16 protein-coding genes are annotated in these 18114 nt (G+C 65.5%); 6 read left to right on the forward strand and 10 right to left on the reverse strand.

The window, feature by feature from the left end:
- Positions 1–172: 172 nt before the first annotated feature.
- Both CDN99_RS21790 and CDN99_RS21795 read left to right on the forward strand, forming a co-directional pair.
- On the forward strand, positions 173–892 hold the full coding sequence (locus tag CDN99_RS21790; protein WP_375134458.1) for a type 1 glutamine amidotransferase: 720 nt from the start codon (positions 173–175) through the stop codon (positions 890–892).
- Positions 893–1053: 161 nt separating this feature from the next.
- Positions 1054–1779, forward strand: coding sequence for a glutamine amidotransferase (locus tag CDN99_RS21795; RefSeq protein WP_088387012.1), 726 nt, complete (start codon positions 1054–1056; stop codon positions 1777–1779).
- A gap of 68 nt (positions 1780–1847) precedes the next feature.
- Here the strand turns inward: CDN99_RS21795 and CDN99_RS21800 are convergent, their stop codons facing one another.
- From CDN99_RS21800 to CDN99_RS21840, 10 genes are all read right to left on the reverse strand, one after another.
- Positions 1848–2804: an RNA ligase family protein gene (locus CDN99_RS21800; protein WP_088387013.1), complete on the reverse strand. Its 957-nt coding sequence runs from the start codon at positions 2802–2804 to the stop codon at positions 1848–1850.
- A gap of 315 nt (positions 2805–3119) precedes the next feature.
- Positions 3120–3275 (reverse strand): hypothetical protein, encoded by a 156-nt coding sequence (locus CDN99_RS28735; protein ID WP_158218920.1) that lies wholly within the window; start codon positions 3273–3275, stop codon positions 3120–3122.
- Positions 3276–3287: 12 nt separating this feature from the next.
- Positions 3288–3560, reverse strand: a complete 273-nt coding sequence (locus CDN99_RS21805) for a hypothetical protein (protein WP_088387014.1) — start codon at positions 3558–3560, stop codon at positions 3288–3290.
- 87 nt (positions 3561–3647) lie between these two features.
- Entirely contained in the window at positions 3648–4343 is a 696-nt protein-coding gene (gene kdpE, locus CDN99_RS21810) for a two-component system response regulator KdpE (protein WP_088387015.1), read from the reverse strand.
- A 67-nt stretch (positions 4344–4410) separates the two neighbouring features.
- Positions 4411–7194, reverse strand: coding sequence for a DUF4118 domain-containing protein (locus CDN99_RS21815; RefSeq protein WP_088387016.1), 2784 nt, complete (start codon positions 7192–7194; stop codon positions 4411–4413).
- Between the two features lie 24 nt (positions 7195–7218).
- A complete protein-coding gene (locus CDN99_RS21820) occupies positions 7219–8067 on the reverse strand; it encodes a TorF family putative porin (protein ID WP_158218921.1) in 849 nt (282 codons plus the stop codon).
- Between the two features lie 314 nt (positions 8068–8381).
- Complete coding sequence (gene kdpC / locus CDN99_RS21825; protein ID WP_088387018.1) at positions 8382–8993, reverse strand: potassium-transporting ATPase subunit KdpC; 612 nt, start codon at positions 8991–8993, stop codon at positions 8382–8384.
- A 26-nt stretch (positions 8994–9019) separates the two neighbouring features.
- Positions 9020–11257, reverse strand: a complete 2238-nt coding sequence (gene kdpB / locus CDN99_RS21830) for a potassium-transporting ATPase subunit KdpB (protein WP_088387019.1) — start codon at positions 11255–11257, stop codon at positions 9020–9022.
- Between the two features lie 16 nt (positions 11258–11273).
- A complete protein-coding gene (kdpA, locus tag CDN99_RS21835) occupies positions 11274–13067 on the reverse strand; it encodes a potassium-transporting ATPase subunit KdpA (RefSeq protein WP_088387020.1) in 1794 nt (597 codons plus the stop codon).
- Between the two features lies 1 nt (position 13068).
- The gene (locus tag CDN99_RS21840; protein ID WP_088387021.1) at positions 13069–13158 is read right to left on the reverse strand and encodes a potassium-transporting ATPase subunit F; all 90 of its coding nucleotides are present in this window, start codon (positions 13156–13158) and stop codon (positions 13069–13071) included.
- A 410-nt stretch (positions 13159–13568) separates the two neighbouring features.
- Here CDN99_RS21840 and CDN99_RS28365 point away from each other — a divergent pair, with 410 nt between their 5' ends.
- The 4 genes from CDN99_RS28365 (at position 13569) to mauJ (ending at position 18056) form a co-directional block, all read left to right on the forward strand.
- Positions 13569–14168, forward strand: coding sequence for a hypothetical protein (locus CDN99_RS28365; protein WP_141100913.1), 600 nt, complete (start codon positions 13569–13571; stop codon positions 14166–14168).
- A gap of 250 nt (positions 14169–14418) precedes the next feature.
- On the forward strand, positions 14419–15108 hold the full coding sequence (locus CDN99_RS28370) for a hypothetical protein (RefSeq protein WP_141100914.1): 690 nt from the start codon (positions 14419–14421) through the stop codon (positions 15106–15108).
- Between the two features lie 434 nt (positions 15109–15542).
- Positions 15543–16298 carry a DUF2971 domain-containing protein gene (locus CDN99_RS28375; RefSeq protein ID WP_141100915.1) on the forward strand — a complete coding sequence of 252 codons (756 nt, stop codon included), beginning with the start codon at positions 15543–15545 and terminating at the stop codon, positions 16296–16298.
- Positions 16299–16802: 504 nt separating this feature from the next.
- On the forward strand, positions 16803–18056 hold the full coding sequence (mauJ, locus tag CDN99_RS28380; protein WP_141100916.1) for a methylamine utilization protein MauJ: 1254 nt from the start codon (positions 16803–16805) through the stop codon (positions 18054–18056).
- Positions 18057–18114 lie beyond the last annotated feature (58 nt).

An 18114-nucleotide genomic window follows, 5' to 3' on the forward strand; every position in this document is an offset into this window, starting at 1 on the left:
GGCCGATGGCGGCGATCGACCGCGAGCCGTCGCGCGAGGCCGCCCTCGGTCTTGATCACTTCTTGATGGCGCCGTGCCAGGTCTTGCCTGCGCCTTGACGCCGCGCTCCCTACGCTGGACTCCTCGCAACAACAGGCGCGCCCTCAGGGAAGCGCTCCTTCGCATGAGACCGGTGTTGATCCTCCAGCACGAGCCTGCCCAAGGCCCTGGATACCTGCTGCAATGCCTGCGCGAGCAGGACATCCCCGTCCACCTGATCCGTCCCGACCTAGGCGAGGCGGTGCCGCGCAACGCGTCCGCGTTCGGCGGCGTGGTGCTGCTGGGCAGCGACCACGGCGTGCACGACGGCCTGCCGTGGATCCGCGCCGAGCAGTCGCTGCTGATCGACGCGCTGCGCTCGAGCCGGCCGGTGCTGGGCCACTGCTTCGGCGCTCAGCAGCTCGCGCGCGCCATGGGCGCCGACGTGACGCGCAATCCGCGCCCGGACATCGGCTGGCGCGAGCTGTGGATCACGCCGACCGCGCGGTCGCTGTTCGGCGGCCAGGACCGGCTGCTCAGCTTCAACTGGCACTACGACAGCTTCCAGATCCCCGCCGGCGCGACGCGCACGCTGTTCGGGTCCAACTGCCTGAACAAGGGCTTCTCGCTGGGACCGCACGTCGGACTGCAGAGTCACCTGGAGGTGACCGAACAGGGCCTGCGCGACTGGTGCGCGCACGGCCGTGACGAGCTGCGCCACGGGCGCGGCCTCACCGTGCAGAGCGAGGCCGAGATCCTGGCCGCCCTGCCCGAGCGCTTGACCCGCCTGCGTCAGGCGGCCGGCAGCCTGTATCGGCACTGGATCGGGCAATTGGATCGTCCGCCGGTGTTCGGGCGGAGGCACGCGGCTTGAGGGCGGCTCGGTAGCGGCTCGGTGGTGGCCTGGCGGTGGCTCAAGGAACGCCCCGGGCCCCGATTGACGCCCCTCCACGAAGGGGCTTGGCTCGCGCGCCGCGAGGTGATCCGGCATCATCGGGCGCGCTCCGCCGCCCTGTCCACGCCGAGGTTCCTCCGATGTCCCGACCCAAGACCGCTCTCGCCATCCGCCACCTCGCCTTCGAGGACCTGGGGCTGCTGGAGCCCCTGCTCGATGCGCGCGGCTTCGAGCCCATCGTCACGCTGGATGCGGGCGTCGACGATCTGCGGAGCGTGGACCTCGACGCCGTCGATCTGCTGATCGTCCTCGGCGGTCCCATCGGCGCCTGCGACGACGGGCTCTATCCGTACCTCGCCGACGAGGTCGCGCTGATCGAGCGCCGCCTGGCCGCGCGCCGGCCGCTGCTCGGCATCTGCCTGGGCGCGCAGTTGATGGCGCGGGCCTGCGGCGCCGCGGTGGGGCCGATGACGCACGGGAAGAAGGAGATCGGATTCGGCCCGATCACCCTGACCCGTGCGGGCCTGGACTCGGCGCTGGCCCCGCTGGCCAGCGGTCAGCCGGTGCTGCATTGGCATGGCGACCAGTTCGAGCTGCCCGAAGGCGTGCCCAGCCTGGCCACGACGCCGTTGTGTCCCCACCAGGCCTTCGCGATCGAGCACTTCGCGCTGGGGTTGCAATTCCACCTGGAGTGCGACCCCGCGAAGCTGGAGCGATGGCTGATCGGCCATGCGGGCGAGCTGGCGCAGGCGCGTGTCGTGCTCGACGATCTGCGGCGCGATGCCGCCGCGTTTGGCCCGGGGCTGCGCGCGGCGCTCGGCGACATCATGGACCGGTGGATCGCCGGCTGGCCGCGGCAAGGCTGAGTCCGGCGGCGCTGAATCCGCCGGCACCGCGCCACGGCACCGCGCGGCGTCGAGAGAAGCCGCCGCGATCAGCAGCATCGCTGCTCGCGTGTCTCGATGGACAGCGTCTTCAGCGCGCCCAGCGAGCGCAAGGTCTTCAGCCCGAGATCGTGCCAGGTCACCGTCGGCCGCGCGGCGAAGAGATCCGCGCCGGCCGCCAGTCCGTTGGGCAGCAGCGGCCGCATCGCGACAGCCTCGTCGCCGTCGAGCATCTCGGGCGTCTCCCGTGTTTCGCGCCTTTCCCACGTCTCGTGAGACGGCGCCGGCCGGACCAGGGTGAATCTCGCCAGCACATGCTCGTCGTCCTCGACCTTGACGATCAAGCCGGCCGACCGACCCGAGCGATCCGTGCGACGCCAGCCGAGGTCCACCGGCAGTGACTCGCGACGCGCGGTGGTTTCGAAGGCCAGGCGCCAATCGGCCGACTTCGCCAACGGGCGCGCGATCAGCGACGCCAGCAGTTGCGGATGGGTGGGCATCGGGCCCGCGTACAGCACGGGCGCCGACAGCACCGGCGATCCGGCCAGCAGCGCTTGCCGCCGTGGCGTCGACAGGTAGAGCCCCGTCGCCCGATCGAGGACATCCGCCTCGTTGAAGTAATGGGGCAACTGGTCGTACCAGACGCGGCGCGTCGCATAGGTCCAGGTACCGCGCAGCTCGTGGCGATCGCCCAGACGCTCGATCAGCCGCTGTTCATGGGCCATCGCCCAGATCCTGAGCGGGATGAACGGCCGCTCGCCGAAGCCGCCGGCCAGCGGTCGGCCTTGCGACCGCAGCAGCGGCGAGCCGTGCGCGGCGAAGGCGAGCTCGGCATCGGCGCCATCCAGTTGTTCTTCGATGATCACTTGCCGACCCGCGAGGGCGGACAGCGGCATCAGCCCGCCGCCCGGGCTGGTCGAGCTGGTCGAATCATGAGACGGCAGGCCGTGGCCCGCCAGGGTGGCCGCGCGCGCGGACCGCGGCAGCGGCATCAACTTCAAATGCATCAATCCGTCGCCCGCCTGCGTTGTTGGCGCGGGCGGGTCCTGGTGAGGTCAGGAGACCGACGGAGAGCGGAGAAGGCGCGAACGATGCAGAGCCGGTGTCAGAACCGGGTCGCGGGCATCGCGGCGGAAATCGGGAAAGGATCCGGGCAGCCGTCGGCGATCAGCAGAGGGGGGATGTAGGGATCTTCATGGGGCACCTCCGGAATGGCTGGGAGCTTGGAACGCGCGCGGGAGCGAGGGCCGCTCCGGCGTGGGCGCGATTCTTCCACCGTGCTGGTGGCGGCGTCAACCGACATCAACGGGCATCCGGCGCCTTCAACCGCTGATGACGCCTGCGTCCCACGGATCGAGCGCGTCAGGCACGTCGCGCCCGTCGCGCCCGCCTGACCCGCCCGACCGGTCTGATGGAAAGTCGCGCCGATGCGCGCGGCTGAACTCCGCGCCGGGCGCATCGGCGTCGACGGCCGTCACGCCGTCACGCCGTCACTTGCCCTTCGCGGCGACCGTCTTGGCGTAGTCCGCCTGCATCTTGGTCATGAAGTCGAGCGCGGCCTTGTGCTGCTGCTCGTGGAAGTCGATCACCTTCTGGAACTCGTCGGCGGCCACCGCGAAAGGCACGCCCGCCGCGCGCATCGATTCCATGATGGACTTCTGCGACGCGAGCACCGTGCGCCACGCGGCGTGGTTCTGCTCGAACGCCTTCTTCGATTGCTCGAAGAAGGTCTTCGCGAGTTCGACTTGAGCCTGCTGAATCATGAGGAGTCTCCTGTGCTTGTCGTTGAACCACCGCCCGATGCGGGCGTGGAGCCGATCCTACAGGCGACGCGCCCGCCCCGCGCGGGTTCAGGGCATCAACCGATACCCCACCGCCGTCTCCGTCAGCAGGTGCCTGGGGCTGGCGGGCTCGGCCTCGAGCTTCTGCCGCAGGTTGCCCATGTAGACGCGCAGGTAGTGGTTCTGCTCGACGTGCGCCGGCCCCCACACCGCCTTCAGCAGTTGGCGATGGGTCAGCACCTTGCCCGCGTTGCCGATCAGGTGGCTGAGCAGGCGGTACTCGATCGGCGTGAGGTGGACGTCCTCGCCGGCGCGGCGGACGCGGCGCGCGGCGAGGTCGACCTCGATGTCGCCGAAGCGGAACACCGGGTCCTGCTGCTCGCTCGCGCGCGCCTGGCTGCGGCGCAGCGCCACGCGCACCCGCGCCAGCAGCTCGCCCACGCCGAAGGGCTTGCTCAGGTAATCGTCGGCGCCGTGATCCAGCGCGGTGATCTTGTCGTCCTCGGCGCCGCGCGCCGACAGCACGATCACCGGCACCGCCGACCACGCGCGCAGGTCGCGCAGAAAGTCCTGCCCGTCACCGTCGGGCAGCCCGAGGTCCAGGATCACCAGATCCGGCCGGCGCGTGCCCGCGTCGATCAGGCCCTGGCGCAAGGTGCCGGCCTCGTGCACCGACCAGCCCTCGCCCTCCAGCGCCAGGCGCACGAAGCGGCGGATGTTCGGTTCGTCCTCGACGATCAGCGCGGTCGGCTGCGGCTCGCTCACGGGTTCTGCTCCCTGTCTTTTCTCGATGCGGGTGTCGGTCGATGTGATCGATATCGATCGGTGCCGGTCAGTCCCGGGCCGCGGACGGCGCGGCGCCGGTGCTCTCGTCCTCGTCGAACGACGGCAGCAGCGGCGGCTCGCCCAGCGGTAGCGCGAGGCTGAAGCGCGCGCCGCCTTGCGGCGTCGCCCGCTCGGCCCAGATGCGACCACCGTGCGCCTGCATGATGGCACGGCAGATCGCCAGCCCCAGACCGACGCCCGGCAGGTGGGACTCGCTCTGACCGCGCGTGAACTTCTCGAAGAGCGCCTCCTCGCGTCCGGCCGGCAGGCCCGGGCCGTTGTCCTCGACGGACAGCCGCATCTCGCCACCGCCGCCCATGCCATCGCCAGCGCCGCCTTGGCCGCCATCCACGGCGCCCTGCGTGCGCGCGATGACGCGAATCTCGCTGCCGGGCGGTGTGTACTTGGCGGCGTTCTCCAGCAGGTTGGCCAGCACGCGCTCGATCAGCGCGGCGTCCAGCTCCACCAGCGGCAGGCTGGCCGGCACGTCCAGCACCAGCTTGTGCCGCGCCAGCGCCGCGCCCATCAGCTGCAGGCTGCTGCCCACGACCTCGTCGACCGGCTGCCACTGGCGTTTCAGCTTCAGCGCGCCGCTTTGCAGGCGCGCCATGTCCAGCAGGTTGTGGACCATCGCGTTGATGCGCAGCGACTGCTGCTCGATCGCCTGCGCCGTTTCCGACGCGGCGGCATCGAGTTCGCGCTGGGCCAGCGTCTGCGCCAGCCCCTGCAGCGCCGCCAGCGGCGTGCGCAGGTCGTGGGACAGCGCGGACAGCAGCGAGTTGCGCAGCCGCTCCGACTCGATCTGCAGCAGCGCCTGCTGCGCGACCTCGACGTAGTGGACCCGCTCCAGCGCCTGACCCGCGATGCGCGCGGCCGTCTCCAGCTGGGCGCGGCGTTCCGGCAGCATCAGCGTCGCGGCATCGCCGGGCCGCAGCGCCAGCACGCCGCGCGTGCGCATCGGCGCGCGCAGCGGCAGGTAGAACCAATGGCTGCCCGGCAACGTGTCCGTGCCCAGCCCCGCCGCCTGCTCGTGATCGAGCGCCCAGCGCGCCGTGCCCGCGTCGGGCCGGTCGCCCGGCGCCAGCTCGGCCTCCGCCGGGGACGGCAGCAGGCGGTCCTCTTCGTCCAGCGCGTACAGCAGCGCGCGGCCGCCGAATTGCTGCGCCAGCTGCAGCTCCGCGGTCGCCACGACCTGCCCGGTCTGCAGCGCGCCGGCCAGCTCGCGGGTGAGCTCGAACAGCCCCCTCGCCCGCGCCTCGCGCTCGGACGAGACACGAGCCTCATACCGCAAGCCCGCCGTCAACTGCCCCGTGATCAGGCCGACCGCCAGCATCACGCCGAAGGTGATCAGGTACTGCACGTCGCTGACCGCCAGGCTCAGCCGCGGCGCGACGAAGAAGAAGTCGAACAGGCCCACGCTGAGGAAGCTCGCCAGCACCGCCGGCCCGCGGCCCCAGCGCATCGCGACCGCGACGACGCCGAGCAGGAACAGCATCACGATGTTGTCGTTGGCGATGCGGTGCGACAGCGGCCAGCACGCCAGCGCCACCGCCAGGCAGGCCAGCGCCGCCCACAGGTAGCGCTTGGGCGCGGCGCCGAAGGTCGGGCCGGCCGGGTCGTCGTTGACGCGTTGCGTCGCCGACGCGCCGACCTGGATCAGGTCCAGCTCCGGGGCCGCGAGGCCCAGGTGCGCCGCGAGATCGCGTCGGCCCCAGCGGCGCGGCGACGGCTCGCCCCGCCCCATCAGCAGCTTCGACAGGTTGTGCTCGCGCGCGTAATCGGCCAGCGCCTGCGCCGGATCCTGCGCGGCCAGCACCGCCGTCGTCGCGCCCAGGTCCTGGGCCAGCCGCACGACGCGCAAGGTGCGCTCGCGACGCGCGTCCGGCAGCCGGTGCAGCGCGGGGGTCTCGACGTAGACCGCATGCCAGCTCACCGCCAGTTGCTGGGCGAGCTGCGCGGCGCTGCGAACGATGGACTCGGCCTCGTCGCCGGGACCGATGGCGCAGAGCACCGCGGCCTCCGTCTTCCAGACCTGGTCGATGCGCTGGTTGCTGCGCCAGGCCTGCACGTCGTCCTCGACGCGGTCGGCGGTGCGGCGCAGCGCGAGCTCCCGCAGCGCCATCAGGTTGCCCTTGCGGAAGAAATGCTGGCCGGCCCGCTCCGCCTGCGCCCCCTGGTAGACCTTGCCGGCCTTGAGGCGGTTGAGCAGCTCGTCGGCCGGCGTGTCCACCAGCACCACCTCGTCGGCGCGGTCGAAGAAGGTATCCGGCAGCGTCTCCTGCACGCGCACGCCGGTGATGCCGCCGACGACGTCGTTCAGGCTCTCCAGATGCTGCACGTTCAGCGTCGTGTGCACGCTGATGCCGTTGGCCAGCAGCTCCTCCACGTCCTGCCAGCGCTTGGGATGGCGCGAGCCGGCGACGTTGGAATGCGCCAGCTCGTCCACCAGCACCAGCGCGCCGGGCTGGCCCTTGAGCCGCGCCAGCGCGCCGTCGAGGTCGAACTCCGGCAAGGTGCGGCCGCGGTAGGCGACCTGCTGCATCGGCAGCCTCGGCAGGCCTTCCAGCAGCGCGGCGGTGTCGGAGCGGCCGTGGGTCTCGACGACGCCCAGCAGCGGCGGCCGGCCTTGCTCCCGCAACTGGCGCGCCGCCTGCAGCATCGCGAAGGTCTTGCCGACGCCGGCCGACGCGCCGAAATAGATCCTCAGCCGGCCGCGCGACTGCGCTTCCTCCTGCTGCCGGATCTGCGCCAGCAGGCTGTCGGGGTCGGGTCTTTCGTCGGCGGCGGGCATCCGGGCATTCTCGCTTCGGAACGATCAGAAGGCCCTGGAGACGCCCAGCACCACGCCGGTGTCGCCCAGGCGCCTGGCGCGCTGCCCGGCGGCGTCGCCGGCCTGGTACAGCGCCCTGTCGGCATCGGTGCCCACCAGCGCGACGCTGAAGGTCAGGCCGCCGAGGTCCTTCACCGCCTTGCTCAGCGACAGCTTCCAGTCCGTATAGGACAGGTCGCCGTACTTGCGCACCCACAGGTGGCCCAGGTGCAGGCCGGCGTTGACGCCCTGCCCCAGTTCGAAGCCGTAGTTCAGGTCCAGATAGGCCGTGCCCCTGGACGAGCCCCTGGCCGGCAGCGCGTTGAAGTAGGCGTAGCCGGCGGTCGTGCTGTCGAGCCCGAAGTAGTCCGTCGCCGCCACCGACAGCTTGGCCGAGAACGCGCCGGCGCTGACCGCCGCGTAGACATCGACGTTGTCGTACTTGTTGCCGGTCGGCTGGCCGGGCGCGGCGTTCAGGCGGGCGCCGGGATAGACGTAGGCCAGCGCGCCGACGTCGAGCGTCACGCCGTCGGCCACGGCCAGCTTGTAGCCGCCGTACAGGTCCCACTCCATGCCGGCGCCGTTGTTGTAGCTGTTGCCCGACACGTTGGACGCCCAGGTGCCGACGTACAGACCGCTGCCATGGCTGTAGTCGAAACCGGCCTGGACAGCGGGCCGCTTCCAGGTCTGGCTGATGCCGCGGAAGCGGTAGTCCGAAACGAAACCGACATTGCCGGTGAAGGCCTGCGGCGACGCATCGGCAGGCGCTGCCGCGGCAGCGCCCTCGTCGGCACGGGCGGCGGCATGCAGGCAGCAGGAAGAGATCAGGAACAGGGTCAGGAGACGGGTTTTCATGAACGACTTGAAGGGATCGAAGGTCATGCGAAGAAAGGCCGGCGCACGCCCGCCTGCTGTTTTCGCGTCAGCGGCGGAGTTGGATGCGGCGCCGGAAAAGGGACTCGACGGACAGCAAGGGCACGGCACGAGGAATCCCCGTGCGACAAGGCGCACGTGGTGCCTTGCCTTCTTGCGATCACGGCGAGCGAATCGATGTCGGCGGAAGCCGCGGCCCCCGGAGCGACGTTGGGACCTGGGAGCGAAGGGCCCCCGGCTTCCGCCGACGGGCTCGGCGGGCAGGCGGGAAGAGCCGCCCGACGCTCAACGGGTGATCACGGGGCCACGGGCGCCACCAGCTTCTTCCCCGACATCCTGTCGAGCGCCAGATTGAGCTTGAGCACATTAACGCGCGGCTCGCCGAGCACGGCCAGATCGCGGGCCTCGGTGTTGGCCTGGACCAGGCGCTGGACCGCCTCGACGGGCAGCCCCCGCTCGCGGGCGACGCGGGCGGTTTGATACCGTGCCGCCGCCATGCTGATGTGCGGATCGAGCCCGCTGGCCGACGCGCTGACCAGGTCCACCGGCACCGGTTGCGTGTTGTGCGGATCGACCGTCTTCAGCGCCTCCACGCGGGCCTTGACGGCGTCCACGAGCGCGGCATTCGTCGGTCCCAGGTTGGAGCCGGACGAGCCCGCCGCGTTGTTGCCCATCGGCCCGGTGGCCGACGGCCGGCCCCAGAAGTAGCGCGGCGACGAGAACGTCTGGCCGATCAGCTCGGAGCCGACCACCTGGCCGTCCTGCACGATCAGGCTGCCCTCGGCCTGACGCGGGAACACCGCCTGGGCCACGCCGGTGACGGCGGCCGGATACAGCAGACCGGTGATGGCGCTCAGCAGCGCGAAGCCGACCAGCGCGGGACGGAGCATCTTGAGAGTCGAATTCATGGTGAGGTCCTTTCGAATCGATGGGCTCACACGAGGTGCAGCGCGACCAGCAGCAGGTCGATCGCCTTGATGCCGATGAAGGGCACGATCAGGCCGCCCAGCCCGTAGATCCACAGGTTGCGGCGCAGCAGCGCGGCGGCGCCGATGGGGCGATAGGCCACGCCCTTGAGCGCCAGCGGGATCAGCGCCACGATGATCAGCGCGTTGAAGATCACCGCGGACAGGATCGCCGACGCCGGGCTGTGCAGGCCCATCACGTTGAGCGCGGCCAGTTGCGGATACACGCCCAGGAACATCGCCGGGATGATGGCGAAGTACTTCGCCACGTCGTTGGCGATCGAGAACGTCGTCAGCGAGCCGCGCGTCATCAGCAGCTGCTTGCCGGTCTCGACGATCTCCAGCAGCTTGGTCGGGTTGGAGTCCAGGTCGACCATGTTGCCGGCCTCCTTGGCCGCCTGCGTGCCGCTGGCCATCGCCACCGCCACGTCGGCCTGGGCCAGCGCGGGCGCGTCGTTGGTGCCGTCGCCGGTCATCGCGACGAGCCGGCCCTCGGCCTGGTAGTCGCGGATCAGCTTGAGCTTGGCCTCCGGCGTCGCCTCGGCGAGGAAGTCGTCCACGCCCGCCTCGGCCGCGATCGCGGCGGCCGTCAGCCGGTTGTCCCCGGTGATCATCACCGTGCGGATGCCCATCTTGCGCAGCTGCGCGAAGCGCTCCTTGATGCCGCCCTTGACGATGTCCTTGAGCTCGACGACGCCCAGCACGCGGGCCTGGCCGTCCAGCAGGTCGGCCACCACCAGCGGCGTGCTGCCGCGGCGCGCGACCTCCTCCGCCACGGCGGTCACCTGGGCCGGCATCTGCGCGCCGTGCGACTCGACGAAGCGGCGGATCGCGTCCACCGCGCCCTTGCGCAGCTGGCGCCGCGGCGCGGCGACATCGCCGAAGTCGACGCCGCTCATGCGGGTCTGCGCGGTGAACGGCACGAAGTGCGCCTGCAGGCTCGCCAGGTCCCGCTCGCGCAGGTTGAAGCGCTGCTTGGCCAGCACCACGATGCTGCGGCCTTCCGGCGTCTCGTCGGCCAGGGACGCGAGCTGCGCCGCGTCCGCCAGCGCCTGCTCCTGCAGCGTCGGGGCCGGCAGGAAGGCGCTGGCCTGGCGGTTGCCCAGCGTGATGGTGCCGGTCTTGTCCAGCATCAGCACGTCCACGTCGCCGGCCGCCTCGACCGCGCGACCGGAGGTCGCGATCACGTTGGCCTGCATCAGGCGGCTCATGCCGGCCACGCCGATGGCCGACAGCAGGCCGCCGATGGTGGTCGGGATCAGGCACACCAGCAGCGACACCAGCGCGGTGATCGACACCACGGTGCCCGCGCCGGCCGCCTCGACACTGAACAGCGAGTACGGCAGCAGCGTCACCGTCACCACCAGGAACACCAGCGTCAGGGCCACCAGCAGGATGGTCAGCGCGATCTCGTTGGGCGTCTTCTGGCGCTTGGCGCTCTCGACCATCGCGATCATGCGGTCCAGGAAGGCCTCGCCCGGATTGACGGCGATGCGCACCACCACCCAGTCCGACAGCACGCGCGTGCCGCCGGTGACCGCGGAGAAATCACCGCCGGACTCGCGGATCACCGGCGCGGACTCGCCGGTGATGGCGCTCTCGTCGACCGAGGCGACGCCCTCGATGACCTCGCCGTCCAGCGGCACCAGGTCGCCGGCCTCGACCAGCACGACGTGGCCCTTGCGCAGCTCGTCCGAGTTGACCGGATGCCACGACGAACCGTGCCGCGGCTGCTCCAGCTTCTTCGCCCAGGTCTTGGCCTTGAGGCCGCGCAGCGACGCGGCCTGCGCCTTGGATCGGCCCTCGGCCAGCGCCTCGGCGAAGTTGGCGAAGAGCACGGTGAACCACAGCCACAGCGCGATCGCCAGCATGAAGCCGGGGCCCTCGGCGCCGGCCAGCTCGGGCTGGGCGAAGCTCGCCAGCCACAGGCCGGTCGTGAGGATGCTGCCGGCGTAGACGACGAACATCACCGGATTGCGCAGTTGCACCGCGGGCGCCAGCTTGGCGAAGGACTGGCCGATGGCCGGCTTCACCAGCGCGGGGTCCCACAGGCCGGTGCGGGCGTTGGTGCGCGGCGGCGCGTCGTTCGGGCCTTGCGGGCCCTGGGGTCCTGGGGCGGACGGGCCGCCGGACCTGGCGCCGCCCAGGACCTCGGCGCGGACGGTGGCCGCCGCGGAGGTGTGAAGGGTCTTGAGTTGATTGCTCATAGGGGGCTCCGAAGGTTCACTTCCAGAGCATCAGGTGCTCGACGACGGGACCCAGCGCGAGCGCGGGGACGTAGTTCAGCAGGCCCACCAGCAACACGGTGCCGATCAGCAGCACGACGAACAGCGGGCCGTGCGTGGGCAGCGTGCCCTCGCCGACGGGGATGCGCTTCTTGGCGGCCAGGCTGCCGGCGATGGCCAGCACCGGCACGATCACCAGGAAGCGGCCCAGCCACATCGCGATGCCGAGCATCGTGTTGTAGAACGGCGTGTTGGCGGAGAGGCCGGCGAAGGCGCTGCCGTTGTTGTTGGCGGCGGAGGTGAAGGCGTAGAGGATCTCGCTGAAACCGTGGGCGCCGGGGTTGGCGATGCCGGCCTTCCCATCGGCGGCCAGGACCGCGATGGCGGTGCCGGCGAGCACGACGATGGGCGTGACGAGGATGGCGACGGCGCTCATCTTCATCTCGAAGGGCTCGATCTTCTTGCCCAGGTACTCCGGCGTGCGGCCGATCATCAATCCCGCGATGAACACCGCGAGGATGGCGAAGATCAGCATCCCGTACAGGCCGGTGCCGACGCCGCCGAAGACGACCTCGCCCAGTTGCATCATCACCAGCGGCACCGCGCCGCCGATGGGCGTGAACGAGTCGTGCATCGCGTTGACCGCGCCGCAGGAAGCGGCCGTGGTCACGACGGCGAAGAGCGAGCTGGCCGAGATGCCGAAGCGTGTCTCCTTGCCTTCCATGTTGCCGCCGGCTTGCGCGTCGGTGGCCTGGATGTCCACGCCCTGCGCGGCCACCAGCGGATTGCCGGCCTGCTCGGCGGGTGTCGCGACCAGCACGCCGACGACGAACATGGCCGTCATCGCCGCGAGGATCGCCGCGCCCTGGCGGCGGTCGCCGACCAGTTGGCCGAAGCTCAGGCACAGGGCCGCCGGGATCACGAAGATCGCGACCATCTGCAGCAGGTTGGTCAGCGGGGTCGGGTTCTCGAACGGATGCGCGGAGTTGGCGTTGAAGAAGCCGCCGCCGTTGGTGCCGAGCATCTTGATCGACTCCTGCGACGCGACCGGGCCCATGGCGATGGACTGCTCCCGCGTGCGCTGGTTCTCCATCACCGGCTGGCCCTTGTCGTCCTTCAGCGGCTGGCCGTCGGCGCCGAGCTTGGGCGTCTGGTAATCCTGCGCCTCGACGGTCTGCAGCGTCTTGTAGCCGTCGAAGTTCTGGATCACGCCCTGCTGGACAAAGACCAGGGACAGCACGAAGGACAGCGGCAGCAGCAACCACAGCGTGCAGCGGACCATGTCCGCCCAGAAGTTGCCCACATGCCCGCTGAGCCGGCTGGCGAAGCCGCGGATCAGCGCGAAGACGACGGCGATGCCGGTGGCGGCGGACAGGAAGTTCTGCACCGTCAGCGCCAGCATCTGGGTGAGGTAGCTCATCGTCGACTCACCGCCGTAGCCCTGCCAGTTGGTGTTGGCGACGAAGCTGATGGCGGTGTTGAACGCCGAGTCCGGCGTCACCGCGGCCATCCCTTGCGGGTTGAGCGGCAGCACGCCCTGCAGCCGCTGCAGCGCGTAGACGGCGAGCACGCCGACGAAGTTGAAGGCCAGCAGCGCGATGGCGTACTGCTTCCAGCCCATGCCCTCCTCGGGCTTGATGCCGGCGAGGCGGAACAGCGGGCGCTCGATGGCGGCGATCCAGCGCGGCGGCTGGCCCTTGGCCAGCGCGGTGATCCAGCGCGACAGCGGCCACGCGAGCAGCAGCGTGACGATGAGGTAAAGGGCCAGGTTGGCACAGGCGAGGTTCGTCATGTCACAGCTCCTCGGCTCGCCACAGGGCGATCAGGAGGTAGACGAACAGACCGGCGGAGATCAGCCCGGTCAGCCAGTAGAGCGTGCTCATTGCTTGCCCCCCAGCCGGTCGCTGGCGACCGCCAGACCCACCGCCACGAGGAACAAAACGACGCTCAATCCAAGAAAGAGTGCATCCATGATTTTTGGGTCCCATGCCCCCTCCATGAGGGCGTGATGGGATGGATGGACTCTAGGAATCAGCGGATCAAGGGGGTGTAGAAGGTGGCGGAGGGGGTATCAAGATTTCATAAAGAACGAGGCGGGACCAGCGGCTCATCGTCAAAAGTGGGGAGTCGGGGAAATTGACAGCGGGGGGCAGGTCTTGCCGCAAGTCGTTGATGTGATGGGGTGGCAGGTGACTTGCCATGCCTCACACACGAAGTTTCTGACAGCGCATCCCGAGGCGAACTGCCCTTCACGCAGCCCTTAGCCCCCCATTGGTGGGAATGGTTTCCACGTATGGCTTGCCTGTTTCGGCTGTCTATGCTGAAAATTCCGCAACTGGGAGAATATATGCGTCAAACGCTAAAGAGGTACGCGCCCCTGATATTGGGAGTTATCGCCACCGCTGCAATTGCAAAGGTTTGGGGGCCGTTCTTCATGAGCCAATATCAGCCCGAAGTGCGATCTTATCAGGACGATAAGAACGGCGAGTTTGCCGCCGCATCGAATATCGCCAGATTCTTTCTGAATGCAGATGTCACTGCCATAAAGAAGGGGGACTACGTTCGCATCGTCTACGCAGATGGAAGCGTTTACGATTTTGAAACATCACAGCGGTGCTCTTCCGTATCAAGCATATCGTGCCCGATCCTAAAAGCCACTCAACGTCCCTCTCCAACCGCGCCAGCGCTCCGGTCTCAGTTGCAGTTGGAGGAAGAGAAGAGAATGGCACGGGACACGTGTATCCAGCAGGCGTATACATATACGTTCAAAACTGGCTACTGGGAGATTTCATATCCCGACACCGGAGACTGGGGCACCGTGATCACCAATGGACGTTGGGTCAGTACCGGTGACGACATTGTTCAATCGTGGGGCAGGCAGGTTTGCAAATAAGATGACCAGGCACCTAGCACTCATTGGGATAGCCGTTTCCGTGGCGCTTGTCGGAACGTATTTCTTGCTTCTTCGCGCCAATGAATCGCCGTCAGAGAGTGTTCAGGCTAAAACGATCGCGAATGTATCGCCGCTAGGTGCACCATCTCGAGTCTTATCGCCTGTTTCCGAGTCGGATTCCAATGCGCGCCACCCTACAAATTTCAGAAGCCTAAAGGATCTCTGGGGTGCCTCAGACGATCTCTTTGAAATGTATCGCCTGGGCATTAATTCAAAAGATTACAAACTCAAGTATCTGGCAAGGGAGGCGATAAATATCTGCTTGCCGTTTACCATGAAGATGCCATTCCCTGACGCAGCGAATCGAAGGGACGATGGAGCGAATGCGGCGGAGCTCATTCGCGCAAGGACGACACTTGAACGGAGTTGTCGCACGTTCATGTCGATACCAGCGAGTGAGTTGGTCCGGCAACGAACGGAGATAAATCTTGCTATCCAAAACGCCGATTTCCCGGTTAACCCGTCCGCAGCCGAGTTGAGCCGCAATCCGACTGAGAGAGAAGTGCGCGAGGCCAAAGAAGCTTTGGCTTCTGCATTAAACAAGCTGGGACCCGATGGACTTTTATGGCTTGCGCCCGCTCTTGGAGGATGGCTTGAGCACGTGCAGACCTCAAGTCCCGGCACCCTTTCTTCTGAGTTCAGGGACGTGAGCCACATCGACAAGGCCGTCCTGCTCAGTCAATGTGCGCTTGGTTATGACTGCGGGCCAGCGTCTGTCCCTTACCTGTTCATCTGTTCATCCAGTGGGACATGTCCAGGCTCTCTGGAAGCGTACGCGCTTAACGGATTAGGGCCAGAGCAGAGGGAAGTGGTGCGGCGTCAAGCGCAATTGATCGCTAAAAGCATTGCTGGCAAAGATTTCTCAGCATTCGGCTTGTAAGACACGGAGGGAGAAGATCGGACACGCCCTCCAATCAAGGCAGGATCTGAAAACGATGTACACACTCGTAAACCGCTGCATCTACTTTAAAGAAGCCGAACTGAGCAATGAAGCAATGACCTCTTAGAAGCCTCAGTTTTACCGCTTCGTAAATCTCGACGCGTCGTTGTTTTGAAGAGCTGTAGCCATTCGTTCGGCCAATTCGATTGCAGCCTGCCGCTGCGGTGTATCGACCGGTCATTTCCTCAAACGCATTATTCATATGAACTGTTGCGGAAACTGGTTTTCAGACAGTTCTTCAGCACCCGCTCTCGGACCGTCGCACCACTCAAGCAGGCGACTGGACATCGAAAACCCCAGATGAAACCGGCAAAGACATCACTATAAATCCATCTTCACGTCACAACTTTATCAACCAACCATTGGTGATTGCGATGAGTTATCTTCCTGAACCTCCTGCAGACGAGAAAACAATTTGGCGCTATATGGATATCTCGAAGCTACTAAGCCTACTAGAAACAAGACAGCTTGTTTTCGCAAGAGCTGACGCCTTTGAAGATCTGTACGAAGGCCATTGGCCAGAACCATCGATCGCAGAGTTAGAAAAATATGGCGACAACAGCATAGCGAAGGCCGTAGCGGTTCAGCCGCTGCGTGAACGAGAACGCATGTTTATTAGTTGTTGGCACGAAAATCCAGCCGAATCGGCGGCCATGTGGCGGATTTTCTTAAAAAGCAATGACGGTGTCGCAATAAAGACTAGTGCAGGGCTACTTAAAAAACAGCTAAACAAGACCAATCTTCACATTGAGTTTGGTCGCGTTCGGTACATCGATTACTCTAAAGAGCCGATCCCCGACGGTCGGGTCTTCAACCCCTACTTTCATAAGCGTCTGGACTTCGTGCATGAAAGAGAGGTCCGTGCTGTTGTTTGGAACCAGCCGTCCTCGACACACAGAATAGAAGTACAACCAGACGCTAAGATTTTTTCGATCAATGTCGATGTCCCGGAGCTTATTCAGGAGCTGGTAATCGCCCCTCGGCACGATTCCTGGTTTCGCGAACTAGTGGAGACGGTTGTGAAGAAGCGATACGGCATTCAGTGTGAAATTTCAGATTCGAAGGTTCTCACAGCGCCAAAGCTGCGTGCGCCTGATCAATGGCCCCACACGAGCTCAACCAGTTCTTGAAGGGTGAACCCGCCAAGCCCTCATCCGACCCGGGCCTTTTGCGACTGACGCCACGACCGCAGTTACGACGTCGACCAGAGTTTCGAAACCGAGTCAACCGTGACTCGCCGCCCCATGCAAGGCGGGCGGCGCCTCGACTGGCGGAACTACAAGCTGTCCTTGGTTTATTTGCTCCGGGGTAGGACGAGTTTAGCCTAAGGCCCATATAGGTTCGTGTTCGGACTCCCTGCCCCGATTCTTGCTCGTAGTACGTAGTCGTCGAATCTGACATAGACGCTGGATCTGATAGGTCAAATGGAGCTCAACGACTTCAACTGGCACACTAGGACGCGGTCGTGGGACGAGCCCGTGACCTCTGGTAGCGTCCTTTGCGTTTCCATCGGCGTTGCGGCAAAGGCGAAGATATGCTGATCTCGCGTCGCCTTACATTTTCTCTATCGCCTTGTCGCTGTCGGCTCGCAATATGGAGAGATAAATTGCAAACACAGCTCCTCTTCGAATCGTATGACACACAATTCAATTCTGCAGATTTCCGACAGTGAAGGCCTTGGTCGCTTTGTACTCTTTGACGGTCTTAGTCACCAATTGCTATTGAAGCCAGGCATATACGGAAATCCAGTCCTCACGACCCAAGCCATCTATTTCCTCGATCAGATGGAGTCGATCGGGCACATTTCTAGCGAAAGTCCAATCCCCCCACCTGATGTCGAGCGCCTCGTCGACAACTATCTCTTCGAGTTTTCCAAAATCCATTCGTCATCAAGAATGACATTTCGAACATCAGACGCCAGATTCTGGATCGATGAACGTTCATCGATGTACAGTCTAGCTGATCAGATGCTAACCGACACATTAGCACTTGATCGCCTTAATGATAGATCGGTGCTGGAAGTCGCAGCCACAGATCCCAAAGACACCATCAATTTCGACGACTGGAACATTGGTGTCAACTATGCAAATGCCGCAATTGCCGATCATGTCGGCAACATAAGCTCATTGCTAGAAAAAAAAGTGGACGTTCGGGTCATGCCCAATGAAGAGCGAGATGGGCATCTTGGAAAGCTTCGTGTTATCAAAGCTCGAGCCGCATATATTGACATATTTCAAGCCCTTGCACTCCAAGACATTGACGCACGTGCGATGCAACCTACACGAGATGGCACACGTCCTACCTACTTCCCCCTTGCAACGAGCAAGACGTTCGGTGTAGTTGAGGAGCTTTCGATTGAGCGAATCACTACAAACAAGCAATATTCGCCAGTTCTACTTTCGCACTTCTTCTCTGGTGTGAAAGAACGGAACCCACTCAAAGCATTCTTGGCTTTCTATAACGTTCTTGAGTACTACTTCGAGGAGGCCCCTACTCGACTCCGGCGCAATGCTCGAAGCGAACTCGATCAGTTGAAATGCGTTATCGAGCTTCTTGCCACCGATGTGGACTTCGCAAACCAGCTATCTGGGGACGCTTCTGACTGGCGTGGCGCTATCGCATCCAATCTAGTTACATCGCTTGGGCCGCCAATTGCAAGAGTGGACGCAGCAGCGGCGTCGCTGTGTGATGAGTTCTCGCGATGGCTATATGAAATACGATGTGCCGTTGTGCACTCAAAAAAAACTCGCCGCGGCATAACCACATCGAGTTTCGAACCCTACTCGGCAGCATCCGCGAATATTAAAGTCGCGCTCCCTATCGTCCGATGGTTGGCAGTGCTATGCATTGAGAAAGACCAAGCCTTAACCAACCCTGCCCTCGTGTAAAAAGAATGAGATATTCAGGCCTGTTGCTTTCCGACTCAGCGCGTCGACCAGCATTCAT

Source organism: Roseateles aquatilis, from assembly GCF_002205645.1.
GTDB classification, from domain to species: Bacteria; Pseudomonadota; Gammaproteobacteria; order Burkholderiales; family Burkholderiaceae_C; genus Roseateles; species Roseateles aquatilis.